The organism is Sphingomonas phoenicis, assembly GCF_047238005.1.
Classification (GTDB): domain Bacteria; phylum Pseudomonadota; class Alphaproteobacteria; order Sphingomonadales; family Sphingomonadaceae; genus Sphingomonas.
Genome location: NZ_JBDFMC010000002.1, coordinates 385,685 through 410,866, shown reverse-complemented (window position 1 = coordinate 410,866; position 25,182 = coordinate 385,685). Strand labels below are relative to the sequence as shown.

27 protein-coding genes and 1 tRNA gene are annotated in these 25,182 nt (G+C 65.8%); 13 read left to right on the top strand and 15 right to left on the bottom strand.

Translation table 11 applies throughout. The features are described from left to right. Positions 1 to 593 precede the first annotated feature (593 nt). Positions 594 to 2,243: an MFS transporter gene (locus ABC319_RS02880; RefSeq protein WP_413068788.1), complete on the top strand. Its 1,650-nt coding sequence runs from the start codon at positions 594 to 596 to the stop codon at positions 2,241 to 2,243. Positions 2,244 to 2,278: 35 nt separating this feature from the next. On the opposite strand, the gene ABC319_RS02875 is transcribed toward ABC319_RS02880, so the two are convergent. After that, positions 2,279 to 3,388 carry a CaiB/BaiF CoA transferase family protein gene (locus ABC319_RS02875; protein ID WP_413068787.1) on the bottom strand — a complete coding sequence of 370 codons (1,110 nt, stop codon included), beginning with the start codon at positions 3,386 to 3,388 and terminating at the stop codon, positions 2,279 to 2,281. Between the two features lie 79 nt (positions 3,389 to 3,467). Here ABC319_RS02875 and ABC319_RS02870 point away from each other — a divergent pair, with 79 nt between their 5' ends. Further along, on the top strand, positions 3,468 to 4,424 hold the full coding sequence (locus tag ABC319_RS02870) for an NAD(P)H-dependent flavin oxidoreductase (RefSeq protein WP_413068786.1): 957 nt from the start codon (positions 3,468 to 3,470) through the stop codon (positions 4,422 to 4,424). Here the strand turns inward: ABC319_RS02870 and ABC319_RS02865 are convergent. Together ABC319_RS02865 and ABC319_RS02860 are read right to left on the bottom strand one after the other, a co-directional pair. Next, positions 4,421 to 4,876, bottom strand: coding sequence for a DUF1465 family protein (locus tag ABC319_RS02865; protein ID WP_413068785.1), 456 nt, complete (start codon positions 4,874 to 4,876; stop codon positions 4,421 to 4,423). The two genes, ABC319_RS02870 and ABC319_RS02865, sit on opposite strands and share 4 nt — an antisense overlap. An 82-nt stretch (positions 4,877 to 4,958) precedes the next feature. After that, a complete protein-coding gene (locus ABC319_RS02860; protein WP_413068784.1) occupies positions 4,959 to 5,156 on the bottom strand; it encodes a DUF465 domain-containing protein in 198 nt (65 codons plus the stop codon). A gap of 171 nt (positions 5,157 to 5,327) precedes the next feature. Here ABC319_RS02860 and ABC319_RS02855 point away from each other — a divergent pair, with 171 nt between their 5' ends. Then, a complete protein-coding gene (locus ABC319_RS02855) occupies positions 5,328 to 5,486 on the top strand; it encodes a DUF465 domain-containing protein (protein WP_413068783.1) in 159 nt (52 codons plus the stop codon). Positions 5,487 to 5,560: 74 nt separating this feature from the next. Here ABC319_RS02855 and ABC319_RS02850 read toward each other — a convergent pair whose 3' ends face one another. From ABC319_RS02850 to ABC319_RS02840, 3 genes are all read right to left on the bottom strand, one after another. Continuing rightward, complete coding sequence (locus tag ABC319_RS02850; RefSeq protein ID WP_413068782.1) at positions 5,561 to 5,899, bottom strand: PilZ domain-containing protein; 339 nt, start codon at positions 5,897 to 5,899, stop codon at positions 5,561 to 5,563. A gap of 68 nt (positions 5,900 to 5,967) precedes the next feature. Beyond that, positions 5,968 to 6,423 (bottom strand): RNA polymerase-binding protein DksA, encoded by a 456-nt coding sequence (dksA, locus tag ABC319_RS02845; RefSeq protein WP_413068781.1) that lies wholly within the window; start codon positions 6,421 to 6,423, stop codon positions 5,968 to 5,970. Between the two features lie 200 nt (positions 6,424 to 6,623). Further along, the gene (locus ABC319_RS02840) at positions 6,624 to 7,064 is read right to left on the bottom strand and encodes a host attachment family protein (RefSeq protein ID WP_413071592.1); all 441 of its coding nucleotides are present in this window, start codon (positions 7,062 to 7,064) and stop codon (positions 6,624 to 6,626) included. A 90-nt stretch (positions 7,065 to 7,154) separates the two neighbouring features. Between ABC319_RS02840 and serS the strand changes: the two genes are divergently transcribed. From serS to ABC319_RS02815, 5 genes are all read left to right on the top strand, one after another. Then, complete coding sequence (gene serS / locus ABC319_RS02835; protein WP_413068780.1) at positions 7,155 to 8,435, top strand: serine--tRNA ligase; 1,281 nt, start codon at positions 7,155 to 7,157, stop codon at positions 8,433 to 8,435. After that, a complete protein-coding gene (gene surE, locus ABC319_RS02830) occupies positions 8,435 to 9,199 on the top strand; it encodes a 5'/3'-nucleotidase SurE (RefSeq protein ID WP_413068779.1) in 765 nt (254 codons plus the stop codon). Before serS ends, surE begins: the two co-directional genes overlap by 1 nt. Then, a complete protein-coding gene (locus ABC319_RS02825; RefSeq protein WP_413068778.1) occupies positions 9,199 to 10,209 on the top strand; it encodes a peptidoglycan DD-metalloendopeptidase family protein in 1,011 nt (336 codons plus the stop codon). Before surE ends, ABC319_RS02825 begins: the two co-directional genes overlap by 1 nt. Before the next feature lie 59 nt (positions 10,210 to 10,268). Further along, complete coding sequence (gene tyrS / locus ABC319_RS02820) at positions 10,269 to 11,501, top strand: tyrosine--tRNA ligase (protein WP_413068777.1); 1,233 nt, start codon at positions 10,269 to 10,271, stop codon at positions 11,499 to 11,501. A gap of 93 nt (positions 11,502 to 11,594) precedes the next feature. Then, complete coding sequence (locus ABC319_RS02815; protein WP_413068776.1) at positions 11,595 to 11,912, top strand: PilZ domain-containing protein; 318 nt, start codon at positions 11,595 to 11,597, stop codon at positions 11,910 to 11,912. Positions 11,913 to 11,923: 11 nt separating this feature from the next. On the opposite strand, the gene recG is transcribed toward ABC319_RS02815, so the two are convergent. Then, positions 11,924 to 13,972, bottom strand: coding sequence for an ATP-dependent DNA helicase RecG (gene recG, locus ABC319_RS02810; RefSeq protein ID WP_413068775.1), 2,049 nt, complete (start codon positions 13,970 to 13,972; stop codon positions 11,924 to 11,926). A 74-nt stretch (positions 13,973 to 14,046) separates the two neighbouring features. Here recG and ABC319_RS02805 point away from each other — a divergent pair, with 74 nt between their 5' ends. Together ABC319_RS02805 and mfd are read left to right on the top strand one after the other, a co-directional pair. Beyond that, positions 14,047 to 14,313, top strand: a complete 267-nt coding sequence (locus ABC319_RS02805; protein ID WP_413068774.1) for an FAD assembly factor SdhE — start codon at positions 14,047 to 14,049, stop codon at positions 14,311 to 14,313. Positions 14,314 to 14,374: 61 nt separating this feature from the next. Continuing rightward, positions 14,375 to 17,830: a transcription-repair coupling factor gene (gene mfd / locus ABC319_RS02800; protein ID WP_413068773.1), complete on the top strand. Its 3,456-nt coding sequence runs from the start codon at positions 14,375 to 14,377 to the stop codon at positions 17,828 to 17,830. A gap of 27 nt (positions 17,831 to 17,857) precedes the next feature. Here mfd and ABC319_RS02795 read toward each other — a convergent pair whose 3' ends face one another. Together ABC319_RS02795 and ABC319_RS02790 are read right to left on the bottom strand one after the other, a co-directional pair. Continuing rightward, the gene (locus tag ABC319_RS02795) at positions 17,858 to 19,336 is read right to left on the bottom strand and encodes a GGDEF domain-containing phosphodiesterase (protein ID WP_413068772.1); all 1,479 of its coding nucleotides are present in this window, start codon (positions 19,334 to 19,336) and stop codon (positions 17,858 to 17,860) included. 8 nt (positions 19,337 to 19,344) lie between these two features. Continuing rightward, positions 19,345 to 19,494 carry a hypothetical protein gene (locus tag ABC319_RS02790; RefSeq protein WP_413071761.1) on the bottom strand — a complete coding sequence of 50 codons (150 nt, stop codon included), beginning with the start codon at positions 19,492 to 19,494 and terminating at the stop codon, positions 19,345 to 19,347. Here ABC319_RS02790 and moaA point away from each other — a divergent pair. The 3 genes from moaA (at position 19,438) to ABC319_RS02775 (ending at position 21,388) form a co-directional block, all read left to right on the top strand. Further along, a complete protein-coding gene (gene moaA / locus ABC319_RS02785) occupies positions 19,438 to 20,460 on the top strand; it encodes a GTP 3',8-cyclase MoaA (RefSeq protein WP_413071591.1) in 1,023 nt (340 codons plus the stop codon). The two genes, ABC319_RS02790 and moaA, sit on opposite strands and share 57 nt — an antisense overlap. Next, positions 20,457 to 21,236: an NAD kinase gene (locus tag ABC319_RS02780; protein ID WP_413068771.1), complete on the top strand. Its 780-nt coding sequence runs from the start codon at positions 20,457 to 20,459 to the stop codon at positions 21,234 to 21,236. Before moaA ends, ABC319_RS02780 begins: the two co-directional genes overlap by 4 nt. Positions 21,237 to 21,313: 77 nt before the next feature. Beyond that, positions 21,314 to 21,388: transfer RNA gene (locus tag ABC319_RS02775), tRNA-Asn, on the top strand. Positions 21,389 to 21,399: 11 nt separating this feature from the next. Here ABC319_RS02775 and ABC319_RS02770 read toward each other — a convergent pair. From ABC319_RS02770 to ABC319_RS02745, 6 genes are all read right to left on the bottom strand, one after another. Next, entirely contained in the window at positions 21,400 to 22,548 is a 1,149-nt protein-coding gene (locus tag ABC319_RS02770) for a tyrosine-type recombinase/integrase (protein ID WP_413068770.1), read from the bottom strand. Continuing rightward, the gene (locus ABC319_RS02765) at positions 22,545 to 22,724 is read right to left on the bottom strand and encodes a hypothetical protein (protein WP_413068769.1); all 180 of its coding nucleotides are present in this window, start codon (positions 22,722 to 22,724) and stop codon (positions 22,545 to 22,547) included. The genes ABC319_RS02770 and ABC319_RS02765 overlap by 4 nt, the downstream gene beginning before the upstream one ends. Next, positions 22,721 to 23,326: a hypothetical protein gene (locus ABC319_RS02760; protein ID WP_413068768.1), complete on the bottom strand. Its 606-nt coding sequence runs from the start codon at positions 23,324 to 23,326 to the stop codon at positions 22,721 to 22,723. The genes ABC319_RS02765 and ABC319_RS02760 overlap by 4 nt, the downstream gene beginning before the upstream one ends. 222 nt (positions 23,327 to 23,548) lie before the next feature. Further along, positions 23,549 to 23,728, bottom strand: a complete 180-nt coding sequence (locus ABC319_RS02755; RefSeq protein ID WP_413068767.1) for a tudor domain-containing protein — start codon at positions 23,726 to 23,728, stop codon at positions 23,549 to 23,551. Next, positions 23,725 to 23,886, bottom strand: a complete 162-nt coding sequence (locus tag ABC319_RS02750; RefSeq protein ID WP_413068766.1) for a hypothetical protein — start codon at positions 23,884 to 23,886, stop codon at positions 23,725 to 23,727. Before ABC319_RS02750 ends, ABC319_RS02755 begins: the two co-directional genes overlap by 4 nt. After that, positions 23,883 to 25,067 carry a hypothetical protein gene (locus ABC319_RS02745; RefSeq protein WP_413068765.1) on the bottom strand — a complete coding sequence of 395 codons (1,185 nt, stop codon included), beginning with the start codon at positions 25,065 to 25,067 and terminating at the stop codon, positions 23,883 to 23,885. The genes ABC319_RS02750 and ABC319_RS02745 overlap by 4 nt, the downstream gene beginning before the upstream one ends. Between the last annotated feature and the right edge of the window lie 115 nt (positions 25,068 to 25,182).

Here is a 25,182-nt window from a genome sequence, read left to right as displayed (position 1 = left end):
TCGGCATTGCTGCGCGAAGCTGCCAGCGCCTGCTCTCGCCACGAGGCGATCGCCATGGCCGACAAGCCGACGAAACTACGGCGATTCAACGTGGACGACATGCCAGCACGGACCTCTACTTTTCGGCATCCATGATGCCTTGAAGATACCCCTCAAGTACAAGCAACGGCAACTAGTCCGATGCAATCCGCCGGTCACCAGCAGAAAATCGCATAAATCTGACGTCAGTTAGCATAATTTATTTGGGCAGCATGAGGAAGGTTTGTGCAGTATCTTCAGCCGCTACCGCGCAGATGTAAATGCTGTACACTTGTAGTACACGCATTGATGTTCGGCACTTGATGCCGTCGATAGGAAGAGGCGGATCTACGATGATGTCGGGGCAGGCTATCGCGAAAGCAGTCGGACGCACGACAAAATGACGCCCAACCACGCGATTCTGCGACGGCCAGTAAATCGCATTATCCTCCAAACCAGCAAGGACTGACAGCGGTCATGCGGCTGGCCTGAGAAGCGTTCCACGCTGCCGCAGAGGTCGGCTCGCTTCGCAGCGTCCGGTTGGATCGACCGGCCACTTGCTGCATTGCGCAGGAATGTCCGACGCCAGCCGAATCTCGCCGTTTCGCATCGCCCTGTTCCGGTCGGTGTGGATCGCCAGTCTGTGTTCCAACTTCGGCGGGTTGATCCAGTCGGTCGGCGCGTCGTGGATGATGACCGGGCTCAACGCCTCGCCCCGGATGATCGCGCTCGTTCAGGCGTCGACCAGCCTGCCGATCATGCTGCTGTCGCTTTGGGCAGGCGCGGTGGCGGACAATCTGGACCGGCGACGGGTGATGCTGGCGGCACAGGCTTTCATGCTGTCGGTGTCTGCCCTGCTCGCGATCGGCACGTGGCTCGGCATGATAACGCCGTGGCTGCTCTTAATCTTCACCTTCCTGATAGGCTGCGGCACGGCGGTGAACGGACCGGCATGGCAGGCGTCGGTCGGCGACATGGTTCCGCGCGCAGTGCTGCCTAGCGCGGTCGCCTACAACAGCATGGGCTTCAACATCGCGCGAAGCCTTGGCCCGGCCGTCGGCGGCGCGATCGTCGCGGCGGCTGGCGCGGCGGCTGCGTTCCTGATCAACGCCGGCAGCTATGTCGGCTTGATGATCGTCCTGAAGCGATGGCAGCCGGACCTGCCGCCGCGACGTCTGCCGCGCGAACGGCTTGGCGTCGCGATGGCCGCCGGCGTCCGCTATGTGCAGATGTCGCCGCAGATCCGCGTGGTTCTGGCGCGCGCCGCGTTGTTCGGACTGGCGGCCAGTGCGCTGCCCGCGCTGATGCCGATCGTGGCGCGGGACGTCGTCGGGGGCGGTCCGCTGACCTATGGCATCCTGCTGGGGGGATTCGGCATCGGCGCGGTCGGTGGTGCAGTCGGCAGCGGCACGCTGCGCGCGCGCCTGTCGACCGAGGGCGTGGTCAGGCTTGCCGCGGGCGGACTGGCCATCGGTGCGGCCATGATCGCGAGCACGACGATGCTCCCGCTGATCCTGCCGGCCCTCGCCCTTGCGGGCGCCGGATGGGTGTTGGCGCTGTCGACCTTCAACGTCAGCGTGCAGATGGCGTCGCCTCGCTGGGTCGTCGCGCGGGCGATCTCGCTGTACCAGATGGCCGCATTCGGCGGGATGGCTGCCGGCAGCTGGCTGTTCGGCTCCATCGCGGGCGATCACGGCGTCGTTACCGCGCTGCTGGCGGCGGCGACGATCCAGTTGCTGAGCATCGTCGCCGGCTTCGTCGCGCGGCTGCCCGGGATCAGCCAGCTCGACCTCGATCCCAACGACAGCTGGAAGGAACCGGCCACCGCTATCCCGGTCGAGGCACGATCAGGGCCGATCGTGGTAACCGTCGAACATCGCATCGCCGAGCCGGACGTTGCCCGTTTCCTGGCGGTGATGACGGAACGGCGGCGGATACGGCGGCGCGACGGCGCCCGTCACTGGACCCTCTTGCGCGATCTGGCAGAGCCGACGCTGTGGGTGGAACGATATCATTTCGCCACCTGGCTGGATTATGTGCGCCACAACGAACGCCGCACGAAGGCCGATCAGGCAAGCAGCGAAATCCTCCACAACCTCTGGATCGACGGCGAGCGGCCGGTGATCCACCGCCGCATCGAACGCCAGACAGGATCGCTGCCGACCACCCGGACGCCCGACGCGCGCGAGCTGGACCCGGTGACCGACGCGTCACGCGCGAGTTGAAGCGTATCGCGCCGCCAGACGGAGAACATTGGGGCTCAGCGTGGACGCGGCGGCGGTGGGAGGTCGGCGACCATGCGCTCTCCATCGATGACGATCGGGCTGGCCAGACCCGGGATGCCGCCGCGCTCGATCTTCAGCCCTCTCGCGATCACCTGCGCATCGCCGAATGCCTCGTCCAGTCGATTGATCGGACCTGCCGGTACGCCGCGTTCTTCCAGTGCCCATGCAAGGTCGGCCTTGCGCCACGGTGCGATCGCCGCCGCCAGCAGCGGGATGAGCGCGGCGCGATGGGCGATACGTGCCGCATTGGTCGCATAGGCCGGATCGGTAGCGAACGGCAGGTCGAGGGCTTCGCAGAGGCGGGCGAACTGGGCGTCGTTGCCGACCGCGACGATCAGCTCGCCGTCGCACGCCGCGAACGCCTGATAAGGAACGAGATTGACGTGGCCGTTGCCCATCCGGTGGGGCACCACGCCGGATACCATCCAGTTGAGCGCCTGGTTGGCGAGAACGGCGACCTGCGTGTCGAGCAGCGCCATGTCGATGTGCGATCCCACCCCTTCCCGATCGCGACGACGCAGCGCCGCCAGGATCGCCACGGCACCGTAAACGCCGGTGAAGATGTCGGCATAGGCGATGCCCGCCTTCTCCGGCGGACCGTCCGGCTCGCCGGTCAATGACATGAAGCCGCTCATCCCCTGGACGATGAAGTCGTACCCGGCCCGATGGGCATAGGGGCCGGTCTGGCCGAACCCGGTGATCGAGCAGGTCACCAGGCCGGGCGTGATCGCCGTCAGGCTGGCATGATCGAGCCCGTACCGGCGCAGCGCGCCGACCTTGTAGTTTTCGATCAGCACGTCGGCATCCCGTATCAGCGCGCGTACCTCGTCCTGCCCCTGACGGGTGGCGATGTCGATTGCGACCGCCCGCTTGCCGCGGTTGGCGGCATGATAATAGGCTGCGTCACGCGCTTCGCCGTCCGGACCGGTCACGAAGGGCGGACCCCAGTGACGGGTATCGTCGCCGGTGCCGGGCCGTTCGATCTTCACGACCTCGGCACCCAGATCCGCCAGCAGCTGCCCGCACCAGGGGCCCGCCAGTACCCGGGCGAGTTCGATCACCTTCACACCCGCGAGTGGCTTCACGCTCGTCTCCTAAACTCGTCCCTCCTAGCGCGCGACACGCCGGCTGGACAGCGATGCCGGTGCCAGCCACAGTCCGGCGATGTCCATCCCGCCCGTTCTCGGCCGTCTGCGGCTTCCCGTCATCGGTTCACCGCTGTTCATCATTTCCGGACCGGAACTGGTCATTGCCCAGTGCAAGGCGGGGATCGTCGGCTCCTTCCCCGCGCTGAACGCGCGACCTTCGGCCATGCTGGACGAATGGCTGCACCAGATCACCGAAGCGCTGGCGGCACACAATCGCGTACACCCTGAGCGCCCAGCCGCCCCCTTCGCCGTAAACCAGATCGTCCACCGCTCGAATGACCGGCTGGAGGCCGATCTGACGACCTGTGCCAAGTGGCAGGTGCCGATCGTCATCACCTCGCTGGGCGCAAAGGAGGACCTGAACGCCGCGGTTCATGGCTGGGGCGGAATCACGCTCCACGACGTCATCGACGATCGTTTCGCGCGCAAGGCGGTGGAGAAGGGCGCGGATGGCTTGATCGCCGTTGCGGCTGGCGCCGGCGGGCACGCTGGCCGGCAGTCGCCCTTCGCTCTGGTGCAGGAAATCCGCCAATGGTTTGACGGACCTCTGGCGCTGTCGGGATCGATCGCCACCGGCGATGCAATTCTGGCGGCACGCGCCATGGGTGCGGATCTTGCGTATGTCGGGTCGCTGTTCATCGCCACCAGGGAGGCCAATGCAGACGCGGCCTACAAGGACGGCATCGTGTCCGCCCGGGCCGCCGACATCGTCTATTCCGACCTGTTCACCGGCGTTCACGGCAACTATCTGCGCGGATCGATCATCGCAGCCGGGCTCGACCCCGACAATTTGCCTCAGGGAGACCTGAAGACGATGGATTTCGGTACCGGCAATGGCAGCAAGGCGAAGGCGTGGCGCGACATCTGGGGTGCCGGCCAGGGGGTCGGTGCCGTCACCTCGGTCGAACCGGTTGCCATCCGTGTCGAACGGCTGGAGCAGGAGTATAAGGCGGCGAAGGCGCGGATCGCCTAGCGCAGATTGATCGCCAGCCGCTGCTGCATGGCGCGGGCGGGACTGATGCTCGGATCAGAGCGGACCATCGCGGTGTCGAGTAGAACCGCGCGGCGATACAGTCCTTCGCTCGCCTGTATCAGGATGGCCGCACGCTCGGGCAGTTGCGGCCGCAGCGTCGCTTCGGTCGGGGCGACGCTGACCAGCCTGGCCGATGGACGTTCCGCATCCAGTTCGCCCGCCGCGATGGCGCGGTGGTTCAACAGCCACGCGAGCAGATGCATGAGCCGGGTCGTCAGCCGCAGCGATTCGCAGCTGAAGAGTACGCTTGTGGCCGGATCAAGCATGATCGCATCATTCCGCGCATGATGCTCGCCATACTCGCGGGCTTCGTCGGCGAGCAGCATCGTGTCGCTGTACAGCGCCTCGATCAGGCGCTGGTGGACGGTGGGCGTGTCGGCATGGGCGAACATGCGACGGTGCTGACATGACATGGTCGTTACGAAAAGGTCGTCCGGCGATCGCTGCTGTCCCTGACCGGGGCAGCCGGGACGATCAGGCGATGATGTCGGGCAGCAGTTCGTCTTCCAGCATCGACATTTCGTCACGCAGGCGCAGCTTGCGCTTCTTCAGTCGGGCGAGCTGGACCTGGTCGAGCGAGCCGATGGCGGCCAGTGCCGCGATCGCGGCATCCAGGTCGCGATGCTCCAGCTTCAACCCGTCCAGACGTTCCCTGATCTGCTCCTCGTCCACCCGATCCTCCCTGACAACCCCTGTTAGCCGATGCAGGCACCGTTGGGCGAGCGCCAAACGACTGGCGGAAAAATGGGCACGGATGATCGCCAATCGCGCGAAAGCCAGGCGACAAAAGGCGGCCCGAGTGGTTTACTTCGAACCCCTCGCAAGCAGGAAGGAGATCTGCCCATGCAGTCGACCGCGCACCAGACCGCGCTGGAAACCAAGCACGCGACCCTGGACCGCCGTATCGCCGAGGAGGCGCACCGCCCGCAGCCCGATGCCGCGAGGCTGTCCGACCTGAAGAAACAGAAGCTGAAACTGAAGGAAGAGATCGTCAGTCTCTGACGACGGTCGTAACGGGGTTGCCGCTACCTTCCCGGGTAGCGGTGATGCCCGGTCAGGGCGACACCGGTGTTCGGTCAGCTGGCGGAGCGCGCCGCGTTCACCAGTGCGATGTCGATCACGCGGACCAGTGCCACCCCGATCCGCCCTTCGGCACTCCAGGCGACCGTACCAGCCACTTCACCGACGCCGGGGAGATCCAAGGACACCGACGTGCCCACCAATACGGGAATGCCCGGCTCCGCCATCAGGCCCTGTTCCGAAAGATTGCGGATACGAACCTCACGCGGGGCTGCATCATCGCCGAGGCGCAACCCGGCCATCAGGAGCATGCCGGTACGCAGATGCGCACGCTGTTCCGATCCGTCCATCTCTGGGTCGGGCTCGGAAGCCGTATCGCGGATAAAGCCGTCCATGTCCCGTCCCGATAAACAAGCGTCGATGAAAGGCCCTAGCGCGCAAACATCGACAAAAACTTAAACGATTACTCTTCTCGAGAGACCTTTTCGTGCCGCTCGTGGCGCTCCTGCGCCTCTACGGTCATCGTTGCGATCGGCCGCGCCTCCAGCCGCGCGAGGCTGATCGGTTCTCCCGTAACCTCGCAATAGCCATATTCTCCCTCGTCGATCCGGCGGACTGCCGCCTCGATCTTGCTGATCAGCTTGCGCTGCCGGTCGCGGGTTCGCAATTCGATCGACCAATCGGTCTCGCTTGACGCCCGGTCGGTTAGATCAGCCTCTCGCAGGGGATCCAGCTGGAGCTGAGACAGCGTTCCTTGCGAATCGAGTAGAATCGCCTCTTTCCACATCAGCAGCTTGTTGCGGAAATAAGCCTGCTGTCGGCTGTTCATGAACGGCTCTTCGGCTGACGGCCGATATCCGTCGTCATTGGCCGCTGAGCGGCCAGTGGAAGGGTCAACGCGATCAAGTGCCGTCGCCATACCGATCTCCCTCGGCCCGTCGGACCGGATTCATGTCCGTGTCCAAGGAGCCTCCCCCGATGTTGAGGGCCCTATAGTCCGGACGCGGGATGGCGGCAAGCGAGGGGAGCGGACAGCAAAATCCGGTTTTCAGTGAATTGTGTCCTGTAAGCCATAGCAAGGAGTCGACGCGCGTCGCTCCTCGCCATGGCATCCACCGGTCAGGCTGCGGCGATCGCCTTCTCGATGTCGGGGATGGGGTGGCCGGTCAGATCCTTGTCGAGTTCGCCGGCAAGCCGGTCAGCCACCTCCTTGTGGTAATGTTTCCGCAACTCGCCCAACGTCCGTGGCGGAGCGATCACTACCAGCGACTCATAGTCGTTCTTCAGTGCGCGACGCTTCAGGAGATTGGCGGCATCGGCTGCGAAGCGGTCTTCCTCCACCTGATGTGCGTCCGCGCGACCCATCGAACTCTGCGATGCGCCCAGCGGCGAAGAGGCACGACCCGCATCGTCACTGACATGATCGCGGTCGGCCGGATTTTCCTGCTCCTGCGCATGCTCGACCTTCAGGTTCGGATAGGCGGCATCGCCCTCGTTGCGCAGAAACAGCATCTTGCGGCCATCCGCGACGAGCACGACGGCGTTGTGGGCGAGTTGCAAGGCAGGTCTCCTGATCGTTTCGATTAACGGGTCAACGCCTCCGACGACGGCGGGTTGCGCGCCATGCCGGTGCCGGTCATAGCGCTGCCCATGCACGACATCCGCCTCATCCGTGACAATCCCGGTGCCTTCGATACCGCGCTCGCGCGGCGCGGATTGCCGCCGCAGGCGACGTCGCTGGTGACGATCGACGAACGTCGACGCAGTGCGATCGCGGCGGCGCAGGAGGCGCAGGCGAGGCGCAATGACCTGTCGAAGCAGATCGGCCAGGCCAAGGCGGCGAAGGACGAGGAGCGGGCCGGAGCGCTGATGGCCGAGGTCGCCGCGCTCAAAGCACGCCTGCCCGAACTGGAAGAGGAGGAACGCGCTGCCGGCGCGGACCTCGACGAGCGACTCGCGGCGATTCCGAACCTGCCGATGGCCGACGTTCCGGAGGGAGCCGACGAGAACGGCAATCAATGCATGCATGAGCATGGCGAGCGGCGGACGTTGGACTTTGCGGTGCAAGAGCATGACGCCATTGGTCCGCCGCTCGGCATGGATTTCGACACCGGCGTCCTGCTGGCCGGCGCACGCTTCACGCTGTTGCGCGGTGGCATGGCGCGGCTGAGCAGGGCCCTCGGCCAGTTCATGCTCGACCGGCTGGTGAACGAGCACGGTTTCGAGGAGGTGGTCCCTCCCCTGCTGGTGCGCGATGACGTCGCCTTCGGGACCGGGCAGCTTCCGAAATTCGCGGAGGACCTGTTCAAGACGACCGACGGCCGCTGGCTGATCTCGACCGCGGAAATGTCGCTGACCAACATGGTGCGCGAGAAGATCCTCTCCGACACCGAACTGCCGCTGCGTTTCGCGGCGCTGACGCCGTGCTTCCGGTCCGAGGCGGGCGCGGCGGGACGCGACACGCGCGGGCTGATCAGGCAGCATCAGTTCGAAAAGGTCGAGATGGTGGCGATCACCACGCCCGACGAATCCGACACGGAGCATGAGCGCATGACCCGTTGTGCGGAGGGCGTGCTGGAGGCACTGGAATTGTCGTACCGGCGGATGCTGCTGTGCACCGGCGACATGGGGTTCTCGGCGGCACGCACCTACGACCTGGAGGTATGGCTGCCGGGTCAGGAACGCTATCGCGAGATATCCAGCTGCTCGACCTGTACCGACTTCCAGGCGCGACGAATGAACGCGCGCTATCGTGCAGAGGGCGAGAAGACGACGCGCTTCGTTCATACGCTGAACGGGTCCGGGCTGGCGATCGGGCGTACCCTGGTCGCCGTCATAGAGAATTATCAGCAGGCGGACGGATCGGTCGCGATTCCGGCGGCACTGGTTCCATATATGGGTGGCCTCACCAGACTGTCGCCGCGCGGCTGATGCGCATCCTCATCACCAACGATGACGGTTACCACGCACCGGGACTGAAGGTCGCCGAGGCGATCGCTGCGCGCTTCTCGGACGATGTGTGGACCGTCGCACCGGCTGACGAGCAGTCTGGCGCGGGCCACTCGCTCACCCTCACCCGGCCGCTCCGCATTCGCCGCTTCGCCGATAAGCGCTACGCCGTGTCCGGCACACCGACCGATGCGGTGATGATGGCGATCGCCAAGATCATGAAGGATTGCCCGCCCGACCTTATCCTGTCCGGTGTCAATCGCGGTGCCAACCTCGCCGAGGACGTGACCTACTCGGGCACCGTCTCCGCCGCGATGGAGGGAGCGCTGGCCGGCGTCCGTTCCATCGCGATGAGCCAGGTCTACAGTCGCGAGGGGATGGGCGACGCCGTTCCCTTCTCTGTCGCAGAGGCGTGGGGCGAACGCGTGCTGCGCCCTTTGATCGAGGCACCGCTGGCGCCACGGACGCTGGTCAATGTGAATTTTCCTGCCCTGCCCGCCGACCAGGTGAAGGGTGTTCGTGTCGTGGCGCAGGGATTGCGCGATTATGGACGGCTGCGGATCGTCAGCAATGTCGATCCTCGCGGCTACGAATACCATTGGTTCGCGCTGGGAGAGATGCGGCACGATCCCGTCTGCGACACCGATCTGGAGGCGATCGCGGACGGGTATGTGTCTGTCACGCCGCTGCACCTCGACATGACGCATGGAGCCTCGCTGGCGAGGCTGGCCCAGGCTTACGACTGATGCGCGGCGCCGTGCTGCTGGCCGCCGGGCTGACGGTAGCGCTGCAAGGAGCGACGGCGCAGCGGGAAGAAAACGGTGGAGCGCCCTCCTCCACGACGGAATTCCCAGCCTGGGAGGCACGGACCGTCGTGGCCGACGCCCGAACCGTGTCGGATCAGGTCGTGCTGGTCCGGGATGGCGAGGGATTGCTCGGCATCGCGGCCGAAACGGGCGCGAGTGCCGAGGCGATCGCCCGTGCGAACGCTCTTTCATGGCCCTACGCGCTCCGGACCAACCAGCGGCTGAAGATCCCGGGCGGGCGCTATCATCTGGTTCGGCCGGGTCAGAGCGGGATCGCCATCGCGCGCGCTTACGGGGTCGATTGGTCGAGGATCGCGACGATCAATGCCTTGGCAGAACCCTATATCCTGCGAGCTGGCTCACGCATCCTGATTCCGTCCCCCGCGATCGGATCGCCGCTCAGTCGCGCCGCGGAGCGGGCAGCAGCCTTCCGGCTTGATGTCGACGATATCCTGACCGGTGGCGAACCGGCACAGATTCCGCGACAGCCTCCCGCCCGCGCGGCCGTGCACGCTTCGCGCCCGTTGTCCGCCACCGCCGTCGTCGCGCCGCCGGTGCGGCTCGCCGCGGGAGGCTTTACCTGGCCGGTGGCGGGCGGCCGGATCGTTCGTCGGTTCGGGGCGGGTGGGACGGGCGAACGCAGTAACGGCATCGATATCGCCGCGCCGCTGTCGACGCCGATCCGCGCCACTGCCGACGGCATCGTTGCCTATTCCGGCAGCGGCATCGCCGCCCTGGGAGGGCTGGTGATCGTCCGTCACGGTGGCGGGTGGACCAGCGTCTATGGCTATGCGAACCGACTTCTCGTCACGCGCGGGCAGAGCGTGAAGCGAGGACAACGCCTGGCCCTTTCCGGCGACAGCGGGTCGGCCGAGCGGCCGGCGCTCCACTTCGAACTGAGACGGGGCCGGGTGCCGGTCGATCCGGTGACGATGCTGCGGACAGACTGATCGCGCAGTCTGGGTTCGTGGCAGGGTGACGATCCCCCGAACCCTTGCTAACCGGGGCTATGGCCTACCAGTCCGAGCTGCTCAACGTCCTTCGGGATCGCGGATACGTCCACCAGATGACCGATGCGGCGGCGCTCGATGCGCTTGCCGCCAAGGGCATCGTGCCCGGCTATATCGGGTTCGATCCGACCGCGCCGTCGCTCCATGTCGGCAGCCTGGTCCAGATCATGCTGCTCCGTCGCCTGCAGCAGACGGGGCACAAGCCGATCGTGTTGATGGGCGGGGGTACCGGCAAGATCGGCGATCCCAGCTTCAAGGACGAGGCGCGCAAGCTGTCCAGTGCGGATACGATCAACGCCAACATCGCGTCGATCAAGCGCATCTTCGAACGGTTCCTGACGTTCGGCGACGGTCCTACCGACGCGGCGATGCTGGATAATGCCGAGTGGCTGGACCGACTGGAATACATCCCTTTCCTGCGCGAGGTCGGGCAGCATTTCTCGGTCAACCGGATGCTGTCGTTCGACTCGGTGAAGCTGCGGCTGGACCGTGAGCAGTCGCTAAGCTTTCTGGAATTCAACTACATGATCCTGCAGGGCTACGACTTCGTCGAACTGTCGCGCCGTGCCGGTTGCCGGTTGCAGATGGGCGGCAGCGACCAATGGGGTAACATCGTCAACGGCATCGAACTGGCCCGCCGGATGGATGGGACAGAGGTGTTCGGGGTCACCACGCCGCTGATCACCACCGCGGATGGCGGCAAGATGGGCAAGACCATGTCGGGCGCCGTCTGGCTGCACGAAGATCAGTTGTCCCATCTCGATTACTGGCAGTTCTGGCGCAACACCGACGACCGCGATGTCGGTCGGTTTCTGCGACTGTTCACCGACCTGCCGGTCGATGAGATCGCCCGACTGGAAACGCTGCCCGGCGCCGGGATCAACGAGGCGAAGAAGCTGCTGGCGACGGAGGCGACGGCGATGTGCCGCGGGCGCGCCGCGGCGGAGGAGGCGGCGGAAACCGCCCGACGGACCTTCGAGGAGGGAGGAGCCGGCGAATCGCTGCCTACCCTGGCGATCGAACGCGATTCGATCGCCGTCGTCGACGCCCTGGTGGGACTAGGATTCGCCAAGTCGCGGGGGGAGGCCCGTCGCCTGATCGCTGGTGGTGGCGCGCGGATTGATGGCGAGAAGGTCGTCGACGATACCGCGCTGGTTACAGTTCAGGACAAAAGCGTAAGATTGTCAGCAGGAAAGAAACTGCATGGTTTGCTGACTAAGACAAAAGTGTGAATGACCCCAAGGGGTAAGTTATTGTCAACGCTTAGGTCGATAGGTCGAAGGGGCATCGCGCCACAGTCCGTCGTGTGAGGTGCCAGGAGCGTCATGGCGAGTTTTCAGCCGGTATCATGGGACGACCGTCGCGAGCAGCGACAGGAAGTGATGCACCGCACGCGTATCGCGCAGGCGAACGGCGCCGAACGAACCGTCACGATCGTCAACGTCTCATCGGCCGGCTTCATGGCCCGCGCGGACGGTGAATGGGCTGCCGGCGACATCCTGACTGTCATCCTGCCAGCCTTGGGGCTGGTTAAGGCCGAGGTCCGCTGGGCCCTTGGCGGTCGCATGGGATGCAAGCTGCTGAAGGTCGTCGACCTGCCGACTTACGAGGCAATGCTGCACCAAATGCTGCGCAGCATTTAAGCTGCTGGCGTTCAGCCGGAGCGGAGCAGCGCCACGCCGGCATCGCGCTCGAACAGGTACAATGCCGTCCGCGCCGCTGTACCCCGCGCTCCGGTCAAACCACCGTCACGGTCGATCAGCAGACGCGCATCGTCGTGGGCACATTGCAGCAGGTCGGCGAGCAACTCCGGCTGGACGAGCCGGAACGCCGCCTCTCCGGACTGCCGCGTCCCCAGCATCTCGCCACCACCCCGCAGGCGCAGATCCTCCTCCGCGATACGAAAACCGTCATTGCTCTCGCGCATCAGGGCAAGGCGCGCCCGCGATGTCTCGCTGAGCGCATTCCCCCGCAGGAGCAGGCAGGTTGATTGTCCTGTTCCCCGCCCCACCCTGCCGCGCAGCTGGTGCAATTGGGCCAGCCCGAAACGGTCGGCATGCTCGATCACGATCAACGTGGCGTTCGGCACGTCGACCCCGACCTCGATCACCGTCGTTGCGACCAGAACACCGGTTACACCCCCAGCAAACGCGGCCATCACGGCGTCCTTCTCGGCAGGCTTCATGCGTCCGTGCACCAGCCCGACCCGGTCACCGAACTGCCGCCGCAGCGCCTCTGCGCGGGCCTCTGCCGCGGCGAGATCCGACTTTTCGCTCTCCTCCACCAACGGACACACCCAATAGGCCTGTCCGCCTCCATCCAGATGGCGACCGAGTGCCGCGACGACATCGTCCAGCCGATCCTCGGACAGAACCCGCGTCTCGATCGGCTGGCGCCCGGGCGGCATCTCGTCCAGCCGGCTGACGTCCATCTCGCCATATTGCGCCAGCGTCAGGGTGCGCGGGATCGGCGTGGCGGTCATCGCGAGCAGGTGGGGGCTGCGCCCCTTGTCCTGCAGCATCATCCGCTGCGCCACGCCGAACCGGTGCTGCTCGTCCACGACGACCAGCGCGAGATCGCGGTACTGAACCGCCTCCTGGAAGATCGCGTGGGTGCCGATCAGCAGATCAATGCTGCCATCCGCCAACGCCATCAGCGTCGCTTCTCGCGCCCTCCCCTTGTCGCGCCCCGTCAGGATGGCGACCTCCACCGGCAGGCCAGACAGCGTCCGACGCAAGGTTTCATAGTGCTGGCGGGCGAGGATTTCGGTCGGTGCGAGCAGCGCCGCCTGCGCGCCCGCTTCGATCGCCACCAGCAGCGCCATCGCCGCGACCAGCGTCTTGCCCGCGCCGACATCGCCCTGCAGCAGGCGCAGCATCGGTGATTGCTGCGCGAGATCGCCTTCTATCTCCGCGATCGTGCGCGCCTGCGCGCCGGTCAGCTGATAGGGCAGGTTCAACAGCGTGCGCAGCCTGCCGTCGCCGACCAGTGCCCTGCCGCGCCGCTTGCGCGTGTCCGCGCGCACCAGCGTCATCGCCAGCTGGCTTGCGAATACCTCGTCATAGGCCAGCCGCTCCCGCGCTTTCCCGTCGGCGGGGTCGGCGTGGATACGAACCAAGGCCTCGTGCCACGATGGCCAGCCACGCCCGGCCTTGAGGCTGGGCTCGATCCATTCCGGCAGGAGTGGTGCACGCTCGACCGCCTGCGCAGCCAGTGCTGCCAGCCGGCGGGATGTCAAACCCTCGGACAGTGGATAGATCGGCTCGCGGGCGCGGAAATCCTCATCGGGGTCGGCTAGATCGGGATGTACGATCTGGAGTGCGTCGCCATACTGGTCGAGCCGTCCGGATACGCGTCGCGCCTCGCCGATCGGCAGCAGCTTCTTGGCCCAGCCGGGATGACCGCCGAAATAGACGAGGCTGACGAAATTGCCGTGCGCATCGGTCGCCATGACCCGTGTCGGTCCGCGGCCTGTCGAGCTGCGATATTCGCGCGGGGTCAACGTGATCGTTATGACCCTTCCGGCATCGCCAGCCATCAACTCGTCGCGTGCGACCCGATCGATCCAGCCGGTGGGCAGGTGGAACGCCACGTCGACCACGCGTGTCAGCCCCAGCCGGTCGAGCGGCTTGGCGAGCGCCGGCCCGACGCCCTTCAGCGCGGTGATCTCGGCGAACAGCGGATTGAGGATGTCGGGCCGCATGACTACATGCGCCCTATAGCCCAGCCGACGCGCGCCGCCAGCGCCCGCCGGCCAGTTGCCGTTGGAGTTTGCCGGTGGACCACGACATTCGCATCAAGCGCCTGCGCTTCCGCGCCTGGCACCGTGGCACCCGCGAGGCCGATCTGATGATCGGCGGCTATTTCGACGCGCATCACGCGCGCTGGACCCCGGCCGAGCTCGACTGGTTCGAGGCACTGCTGGAGGAGCAGGACGTCGACATCATGGGCTGGGCGATCGGCTCGATCCCCTGCCCGCCGGAATGGGACGGCGCCATGATGCACGGCATGCGCGCGCTGGATTTCGTGAAGCTTCCTTCCTGACGGCGGCTGTCCTGCACGGGCAGGACGACGCGTTCCTCCATCCGACGACGGACCAACAGCCTTGCCCGATCTGAATGCCATCCTTGCCGCCAAAACGCCGCTGACCCTCGCCGGCGTACCTACCGGGTTCCAGCCATCGCTGCTCGCCGATCTGGTCCGTGCGGCGGGACGCATCCTGTTCATCGCTCCCGATGACGCGGCGATGCGCGCGATCGCCTCCACCGCCCCCTTCTTCGCGCCCGAGATCGAGGTGCTGATGATCCCGGCCTGGGATTGTCTTCCCTACGATCGCGCCTCGCCGACCCTGCGCGTGATGGCCGACAGGATCGCGGCGCTGCACCGTCTTCAGGGCAAGCGTACACGCCCGCAACTGGTTCTGACCACGGCCAACGCGGCAACGCAGCGCGTGCTGACGCCGTTTCGCATCCGTCAGCTCGTTGCCTCCCTTGCCCCCGGCGAGCGGATCGGTCGCGACCGGTTGGCCGGGCTGTTGCAGGCGAACGGATACGTGCGGACCGAAACGGTGCACGACCAGGGCGAGTATGCCGTGCGCGGCGGACTGGTCGATCTGTTCCCCAGTGGCGAGACGCAAGGATTGCGGCTCGACTTCTTCGGTGACGAGATCGAGAGCGTCCGTACATTCGACCCCGCCGACCAGCGGACGACCGGCCGGATCGACGGCTTCACCCTGCTGCCCGCGTCCGAGGCGTTGCTGGACGAAGAGTCGATCAAGCGGTTCCGCACCCGATATCGGGAGACGTTCGGCGCCACGGCCACTGGCGATCCGATCTATCAGGCGGTGTCGGACGGACGCCGTCTCGCCGGCATGGAGCACTGGCTGCCCCTGTTCGAGGAGAAGCTGGCGTCGCTGTTCGACCACCTTGGTGATACGGTGATCATCCGCGACGCCGGCGTCGCTGCCGCGGCGGTGGGCCGGTTGGAAGCGATCGCCGACTATTACGAGAACCGCAAGCGTGCCGAGGCGGCGCAGCCCGGCAGCTATCGCCCCCTGCCCGCCCGTGCGCTGTACATCGACGACAAGGAATGGTCGGCGATCACTGCCGCCACCCATCTCACGACCGCCTTCCACGAGCCGGCAAGCGCCAGCGTGCTCGACTTCGACGTGGACGGTCCCCGCGATTTCGGACCGGAACGGGCGAACCAGGCCAATGTCTACGAGGCCGTGGTCGCACATATCGAGAAATCGCGACGCGACGGGCGCAAGCCCGTGCTGGCCAGCTACTCGATCGGCGCGCGTGAACGGCTCGGCAGTCTGCTCGCCGATCACGGCCTGAAGGGCGGCAAGCAGGCGGAAACCTGGCACGAGGCGCTCGCCGCCGCCGACACGTCGAAGAGCTTCGGCGTGGCACTGGTCGTCCTGCCGCTGGACCATGGGTTTACCGCGCCCGGCGTTGCGGTGCTCACCGAACAGGACATGCTGGGTGACCGGCTGATCCGGCGCAACAAGCGGCGCAAGTCCGCGGATGCCTTCCTGGCCGAACTGGCGACGCTGTCGCCGGGCGATCTGGTCGTCCATGCGGATCATGGCATCGGTCGATATGAGGGATTGACCTCGATTCCGGTGGGCAAGAGCCCGCATGACTGCGTCGCCCTGTCCTACGCCGGCGGCGACAAGCTGTACGTCCCGGTCGAGAACCTCGAGGTACTGACCCGGTACGGGTCCGGGGAAGACGGTGCCGCGCTCGACCGGCTGGGCGGCGAGGCATGGCAGCGGCGCAAGAGCCGCATGAAGGAGCGCATCCGCGAGATCGCCGGGGAATTGATCGCCGTCGCCGCGGAGCGAGCCCTGCGGCTTGGCGAGGTGGCTGAGCCGGACAGCGCCGGCTACCCCAGCTTCGTCGATCGTTTCCCGTACGAGGAAACCGACGATCAGGATCGCGCGATCACCGACGTGCTGGATGATCTGGCGGCAGGCAAGCCGATGGATCGGCTGGTCGTCGGCGATGTCGGCTTTGGCAAGACCGAAGTCGCGCTGCGTGCGGCATTCGTGGCGGCCATGGCGGGGATGCAGGTCGCGGTCGTCTGTCCGACGACGCTGCTGGCACGTCAGCACTTCAACAACTTCGTCCAGCGATTCGAGGGGTTTCCCCTGAAGATCGGCCGGATGAGCCGGCTGGTCGGTACCGCCGAGACGAAGGCGACGAAAGAAGGTGCCGCATCTGGGCAGCTCGACATCGTCGTCGGCACGCACGCCCTTTTGGCGAAGGGGGTCGAGTTCAAGCGGCTGGGGCTGGTCATCGTCGACGAGGAACAGCGCTTTGGCGTCACCCACAAGGAGCGGTTGAAGGCGCTGAAGGCAGACGTCCATATGCTGACGCTGACCGCCACGCCGATCCCGCGGACGTTGCAGATGGCGATGTCGGGCCTGCGCGAACTGTCCGTCATCCAGACGCCGCCCGTCGATCGCCTCGCCGTGCGGACCTACGTCATGCCATGGGATCCGGTCGTCTTGCGCGAGGCGCTGCTGCGCGAACATTACCGCGGCGGGCAAAGCTTCCTGGTCACGCCCCGGATCGCCGACTTGCCGGACATCGAGGATTTCCTGCGCGCCGAGGTCCCGGAGATCCGGTACGTGATCGCGCATGGGCAGATGTCGGCCAGCGAGGTGGAGGAGCGCATGAGCGCCTTCTACGACAAGAAGTTCGAGGTGCTGGTCTCGACCACGATCATCGAGAGCGGGCTCGACATTCCGTCCGCCAACACCATGATCATAAACCGCGCCGACCGGTTCGGCCTGGCCCAGCTGTATCAGCTGCGCGGTCGGGTCGGCCGGTCGAAGACCCGCGCCTATGCCTATATGGTCACCCCGCCGGAACGGCAGATGACCGAGGCGGCCGACAAGCGGCTGAAGGTGCTGAGCGACCTCGATTCGCTTGGCGCCGGTTTCCAGCTCGCCAGCCACGATCTCGACATCCGTGGCGCCGGCAACCTGCTCGGCGACGAGCAGTCGGGCCACATCAAGGAAGTGGGGTACGAACTCTACCAGTCGATGCTGGAAGAGGCGATCATGGATGCGAAGGCCGGCGGGCTGGCCCAGCGCCCCCGGGACTTCTCGCCCCAGATCACGGTCGATGCGCCGATCCTGATCCCGGACGATTACGTTCCCGATCTCGACCTGCGAATGGGTCTGTATCGCCGCCTGAACGACCTGGAGAAGCGCGAGGAGATCGAGTCGTTCGCGGCCGAGATGATCGACCGCTTCGGCCCTCTGCCCGAGGCGACGGAGAACTTGATCCGCGTCATCGAGATCAAGCTGAATGCAAAGCGTGCGTGCATCGCCAAGATGGACGTCGGGGTGAAGGGCGTGCTGGTGGCCTTCCACGACGACAAGCCGCCCAACGTCACCGGGCTGCTCGCCTATGTCGACCGCCTGAACGGTGTGGCGAAGCTGCGCCCGGATGCAAAACTGGTGCTGCAACGGGCCTGGCCCGACTCGAAATCCCGCCTGCACGGCGCGCTGCAGCTGTCGAAGGGACTAGCTAAGGCGATGTCATGAACGTGGGCGACGGGCGATGCCCGTCGTTCAGCGTTCGCCCTCGACCATCGCGACGAGCGCGGCTTCGTCGAGGCCGCCTGCCCGCAGGAAGCCCTGGTACCATCCGCACCCCTCGGCGGTGAGCAGGGCCAGTTGCTGCGGCGTTTCAACGCCCTCGGCGATCACCGCCAGGCCGAGCGCGCAGGCGATCTCGATCACCCCCCGGATCACGACCCGGTCACGTGGATCGCCGGCGATGTCTCGGGCCAGCGCCTTGTCGATCTTCACATAATCCAGCGGCAATGCCTTGAGGTAGACGAGGCTCGAATATCCCGTGCCGAAATCATCGATGGCCACCCGGCAACCCGCCCCGCGTAATTCGGCCAGCAATGTGGCGGCACGCTCCAGTTCGTGGATCATCCCTGTCTCGGTCAGCTCGACGGTCAGGCGGCCGCGCGGGAAGCCGCTGGCGTCCACCCGGCTGAGGAACAGCGCGGCGAACCCCGCTCGCGACACATCGGCCGCCGTCAGGTTCAGCGACAATCGCAAATGTCCCAGCGATCGCGGCCATCGCGCCGCGCGCGACAACGTCAGCTCCTGGATATGGTCCGACAGGGCGATGCCCAGGTCGGCTCGCTCGGCCGCGGCGAACAGCATGTCCGCACCGATCGGGCCGAGCACCGGATGCGTCCAGCGGGCCAGCGCCTCGACTCCGGCGATACGGTTGGTGGCGATCTCTACCTGCGGCTGGAAGACGATCTCGATCTCGCCGCGCGTCACGGCGTGATGCAGGTCCGCCGCCAGGGCATCGAGCGTGGCGATCTGGTCGGGTGGGGCGATCCGCACGGTGCTGCCGTCGCTGCCCCGCGCCGCATCCAGTGCCTCTACGGCCCGCGCAACCAGCATCTGGGCGTCGTCGTCCGCTTCCATCGCCGCGGCACCCGCACGGCTGCCGATCATCACGGTCGCGTCGTCGAGATTGAAGGGCCGGGCCAGTGCCTGCCCCACTGCCGCAGCGGCGGTTCCCGCCCGATCGCCCGCGGTGGCGACGAGGAAGATGTCGCCGCCCGACCGCGCGACGACGGTGTCGTCGCCCAATGCTTGCCGTATCCGATCGGCCGCTGCCGTGATCGCGGCATCGACCCGTTGCCGGCCATGAGCCGCATTGACGAGATCCAGCCTGGAAAGCGCCACCGCGACGACCGTGCAGGACTGTGCCCCGTCTATCCGTCGCTCCAGCCACGCGACCAACGCGCCCGTCTCTTCCCCGCGCAGGGCCCGCAAGACGCGCCGCTCGCTTCGTCCCGCCCGGCGTGCATAACGGAGGGCGGTCTCGACTTCGGCATCATCCCGGGGGTTGGCGACGAAGGCATGCGCCCCCGCGTCGAGAAACCGGTCCGCCATCGCCGCATCGACGGTGATGACCAGCAGCACCTCGCCACCGTCGGCGCGCTCGCGGACCTCGGCCAGAGCCGCCATCTCGCGATCGCGTGCATCGACCAGCGCCACCGCGCGTTCGGCTTGCATGTATGTCATCATCTCTGACCGTAGACGCGGATGCGCGCATCCTCAATGCGGCGGTCGATCCGCCCTTGCCCCGGTTCGGCATGCGTCCTAGCTCCAGCGTGATGAATCCTCCGCCCGCCCTGCCCGATGCTGCCGGTCGCGGCCTCGTTGATGTCCATGGAAGGACGATCCGGTATCTCCGGATATCCGTAACCGACCGGTGCGATCTGCGCTGTCGCTACTGCATGTCGGAGCAGATGACCTTCCTGCCGCGATCCGCATTGTTGAGCCTTGAGGAAATCGCGGTAATCGCGGAGCGGTTCGTGGCGCGCGGCGTCGACAAGATCCGCCTGTCCGGCGGTGAGCCGTTGGTACGGCGCGATGTCGGCGAGCTGATCCGGCGGTTGGGACGGTCGGTCGGTCATGGCTTGCAGGAACTGACGCTCACGACGAACGGCACCCGGCTTGCGGATCATGCCGCGGCGCTGGTCGATGCCGGCGTGCGGCGCGTCAACGTCAGCCTCGACAGCCTCGATGCCGAGCGGTTCCGCTACATCACGCGCCACGGCGATGTCAGCCAGGTGATCGCCGGTATCCGCGCCGCGCGGGATGCGGGGCTGCGCGTCAAGCTCAACACCGTCGCGCTACGCGGATTGAACGAGGACGAACTGCCGGCAATCCTGCAATGGTGCGTGGACGAGGGCATCGACCTGTCGCTGATCGAGACGATGCCGCTTGGCGCCATCGACGAGGACCGTGTCGATCGTTTCCTGCCGCTGACCGTCGCTTTCGAGCGGCTGGCGGCGCAGTTCCCGCTGGTTCGCGACGCGCATCGCAGCGGTGGCCCGGCCAGATATTGGCGGGTTGAGGGCACGCCAACACGCCTGGGGCTGATCTCTCCGCTGACGGCCAATTTCTGCGACGGCTGCAACCGTGTCCGGCTGACGACCGAGGGCAAGTTGTACATGTGCCTGGGGCATGACGATCAGGTGGATCTGAAGGCGGCGCTTCGCGATGGTGGGCTGGCGGCGCTGGATACCGCGATCGATCAGGGACTGGGGCGCAAGCCCGCCCGCCACGACTTCCGCATGGAAGCCGGTATGGCGCCCGCCGTCGCGCGCCACATGAGCGTGACCGGCGGATGAGCGCGTACGCGCGGTGGGCGCTCGCCGCATCGCCCACGGCCCAGGCTCAGGCCGCCGCCGCCGAGCTGGCGGACGCGGCTGACTGGGTTCGGTCCGAAGAAGCCGATGTCGTGATCGCCCTGGGCGGCGACGGCTTCATGCTTCAGACGCTGCACCGTATGCTGGAACGCCGGGCGCCACCCGTGCCCGTATTCGGGATGAACCTGGGCACGGTCGGCTTCCTGATGAACGAGTGGCGGCGGCACGGGCTTGAGGAACGGTTGACACGTGCCCGTCCCTTCAAGGTCACGCCGCTGGCGATGACCGCGATGGGAATCGATGGGCGTATCCACACCCTGCCTGCGATCAACGAGGTGTCGCTGCTGCGCGAGACCCGCCAGACTGCGCAGCTCGAGGTAACGGTGAACGACCGCATCGTCCTTCCCGAGCTTGCCTGCGACGGCATTCTGGTCGCCACCCCGGCGGGATCCACCGCCTATAATTTCTCGGCGCAGGGGCCGATCCTGCCACTCGGCTCGGCGATGGTCGCCCTCACCCCGATCAGTGCCTTTCGACCGCGGCGCTGGCGGGGCGCGATCCTGCCGGACAAGGCGCGCATCACGCTGCGGGTGCTCGACGCAGGCAAGCGTCCCGTCTCCGCCGTCGCCGACCAGCGCGAGGTGCGCGACGTCGCACGGGTCGATATCTGCATGGACCGTCAGCACGAACTGACCCTGTTGTTCGATCCGGAACACGCCCTCGACGACCGGATCACGATGGAGCAGTTCATCGCCTGACCCGGCTTGTTCACAATGGTGACGCAACGGGCTTGCATCGCCGTTCCGGACAGTTATAGAGCAGCTCACGGCAACGATCCCTGATAGCTCAGCGGTAGAGCTCTCGACTGTTAATCGAGCGGCCGTAGGTTCGAATCCTACTCAGGGAGCCACCCGTTTGCATTTATGCCTCCGTAACAGGGGGTTGCGGCGAGGTTAGACAAGATTCTAGCAGACGGTTAGACGCTTCCCAAGCGGAAAGCCGATGGATTGCGTCGTCTGCCATGGTCTTTTGGTTGGCCGCTTTCGTGTACAGCGCGACCTCTTCATCCCGGCTATGGCCCGACACGGCCTTCAGTGTCTGGTTGCCCATGTCGAGTTCAGCCATCCGGCGCATGATCGCCTTGCGGAGCCCGTGGGCGCTGCACTGAGGCAGGTCAGCCTGGTCGCACCATTCGCGCATCTTGTTGCCGAACCCGGCCCGGCTGAACGGCTTACCGCGATTCGTCAGCAGGTAGGCCGGCGCGTCATCGACGTGCGGCATGGCGGTAATCGCCTCCAGCAGCCGTGGGGCGACCGCCAGACCGAGCGTCTTGCCGGTCTTGCCCTGCTCCACGACGATTCGGCCGTCCACGATGTCCGCAGGGCCCATGGTGCGGGCGTCGCTGCGACGCTGGCCGGTCCAGAGCATCAATTCCATGGCTAACCGCGCTCGGCTGCCGAGCGGGTGGCGAGCGCGGTATTGTGCGATCTCAGCCTCGGTCCAGCTGTGATAGCCCTTGTCCTCGCCAACCGGCCTCTTCACTTTGTCGGACTGGCTGGCGGGATTATCGGGCCGCATCTTCAGCTTGATCGCAAAGTCGAACAGGCGAACCAGCTCCTTCCGCAGCTTGGTGGCGGCGTGGAGGCCACCGATCGGTCGGGGCCCGCGCGCTGTCTGGACGGTATCCTTGACGCCCGCCCGCTCGATCAGCTTGTCGATATGCTCGAAGGTGAAGTCCGCTACCATGCGGTGGCCGTGATCGTCCTTGAACCGGCCAAGCACTGACCGGATCTTGCCCTGAGTGACCGCGGTCGGGCCCAGCCTAGTGGGCACTGCCATATAGCGGCGGACTAGATCCCCGATCGATCCGGCAACCTCCTTCTTCGGAGGCGCGGCTCCCTCGCGCGGCTTCTCGAACTCAGCCAGCTCGGCCAGCCACTCGGGCGATCCGAACTCAGACGTGAAATGCCCGCCAGGATGCCCGACGCGCCGATACCGGTAGCGCCAGCGGCCATGACGGTCCTTGTACCGGGACACCCCGGCCGGCAGGAAGCGACGGGTCTTCTTCACCGCAGGATGTCGTCACAGCTGTTGCCGCGGTGAGCCGGTAGCACGTTCGCCATCTCAATTTCGATGCGGCCGGTAATCGGATCGATGAACGCCTTGCCTACGGGCATGCCGGCGCGAATTGCACCGCGGAGGGCTCGGGTGACATCGGACTGCTTGAATTTGGCCGCGGCGGTCACGAAGCCCCTCCCTCACCACTGGTGGGAACCGGGATGGAGCGGATGCGATTGATACAGGCTGCGGCGCCCCACGACCTAGCGAGCCAAAGGTCACGGCGGTCTGCATACTTCGGATCTTCCGCCTTCAGTATGCACTCCGACGCAAGATTGTCCGCCACCCGTGCGCAAGCCTCCCTCATCGCCTTTACATCGGGGCGGGTGTTCAGGGCGGCGACATGTTGCGGCAGCGGCGAGTGTTTCGGTTTGGCGGCCTGCTTGGCGCGGATCTTCTCGACCTTCGTCCAGATGCGGGCCAGCTCGGTTTCGCCGTCAGCATGCATGTCGAGCCCATGGGCGAGGCACAGAGCGGCCAGCGTCACCATGACACCGCCTACCTCCTGCGCTGGCTCGCCCACGTCACGACCGAACACGTAGTCGACAAGCTGGTGCGCCTCGCTGGCGGTGCAGCCGGTCGACTGGACGAGTTCTAACGCCTCCTCCAGAAAGCGGTGGTTGCGCTCCACCCCGTCCGCGGCGATCTCCGCACCAAAGCAGGCGAGCATCCACGGCTGAACGCGGCTCTGGAATGCCTCCACCGCCTCGGCATGCTTGTTATCGGTCATGGATGGCTCCAGCGGTGAGATGGGCGCGGACGGCGAGGCCGAGCGGGGTGAGCCTATACCAAGGTGTTGAAGCCAATCCGCGCCGGATTAGCGCTTCGCAAGCTGCCGGCCACCCATCAGCGCAAACAGTCGTGGCCATAGCTGAAGGCAGACGAGCATTTACTATCGCCTCCCGCTGCGCCTTGGTCAGCTTCCGGGCTACCTCTTCGATCGAAGGGGTGGTCATGGGCGGGGCTCCTGAGGCGGAATGTAGCGCAGGGATTCGCAGCCGAAATCGCTTTCGCTGCCGTCGTCAAACTGAACGGTAAAGCGGTCGCGATGCGCCCAGTAGGTGTCAGAAATAGTGCCGAGAAGATTGCGCCACTGGACGCGATCACCGACCTTTGGCATCCAGAAGCTCACGCCCCCTTCTCCCGATCAGGAGCGGTTGCGTCGATCCACTTCTGATACCAGAAAGCAGCGCGCTCATTCAGCCTGATGGAATAGGTCGTTGGACCGCGAAACGCTGCGTATGCGTATTCCGCCATCATGTAACGGAGCCCGTAATACAACAGCGTCATCGCCCACCCTCCGCGATCCCGCCCGCCGGTGTGGTCAGGGCTGCGAGAAGCGACGGCAGCGCATTGACAGCTTCCACGATAAGCCGCGCATCCTTGACACCACGCGACTGGGCTGGGTCGTGCCAATCGCCATGACCGATCACGCAACTTGCCAGCCAGTGAAGGCCATCGACTTGATGGATGTGGGCGCTGATCGCACCGTGTTCCATTCGCCAAGGCACGGGCGTTGCCTCGGCAAGCACCTCCCGCAGCCGCTCCACCTCCGCCAGCTTCCCCGCTCCCGCCTCGACGGGTCGGGCGGCGCATCGCGCATCGATGGCGGCTGCAAAGTCCTTGTCGAACTGCGTGGGGTCATAGTCGGCATTCATCAGCCATTCTTGCACGAACGCGACGGTATCAGTCTCTCCCTCAACCGGACGCGGCGTGTAGGCGATGACCCTATGGCTGCTATCAGCGCGCCACGCCGCACTGTTCCGGCTGCTAACCGTGCCGATCTCGCCGGGATAGCCGTTGTAGGCGCAACGCCCCCCATCCCAGTCCGCAGGCGCGCTATCACCTCCGTTCCAGCGCACCATGCCCGCCGGGATTTTCGGACGCGGCGTGTAGGCGGGGGATGCGGCGAGCATGGCGGACCAGACGACGTGAGAATGAACACCGATCGCCTGATGTTCATGGTCATAGGCCACGCCATCGTCGCGGCTTCCTGCTCCACGCATCGCTTCTGTCGGCTCTACCGGCACCATGAGCCACTCCCGATCCACCGGGATTGCCGGTACTGTGGGACTGGTGGCGCGGGGCGTGTAGGCGATGATGTCTAGGTCTGAAACATCAGTGCTTCGGAACAGGCTGTTGTTGTGACACCAGCTTGATTCATATTCGCCATCGTTATTCAGCGTACCGTCTCGAAGCAGCACCTTTCCACCATCCCAATCCGCAGGCGCACTATCGCCGCCCGCCCATGCCTTCATGCCGGCAGGGATTTTCGGACGCGGCGTGTAGGCGGGGGATGCGGCGATGACGGCGGCTAGCATCTCCTTAGCCTCAGCCACGGTCAGCAGATTGGTGCCGTATCGCTGGTGCGGATAGTTGGGCATGACCGCGCATCCATCGGAGCAGACGGTGGCAGGAAGCGGAGTCGCGCAGAAGCGTTCGGCCAAGGCCGTCAGTTGTTCATCGGTCATTGATTTTCCCCAAGACCTCGGCAGCGTCAGTGAGGCCGCGTTCGTATGCTATCGCAATGATGTCGGTGAGCGAGCGGCTTCCACCGGCGAGGGTGGCGATGATCTCCGCTGCTCT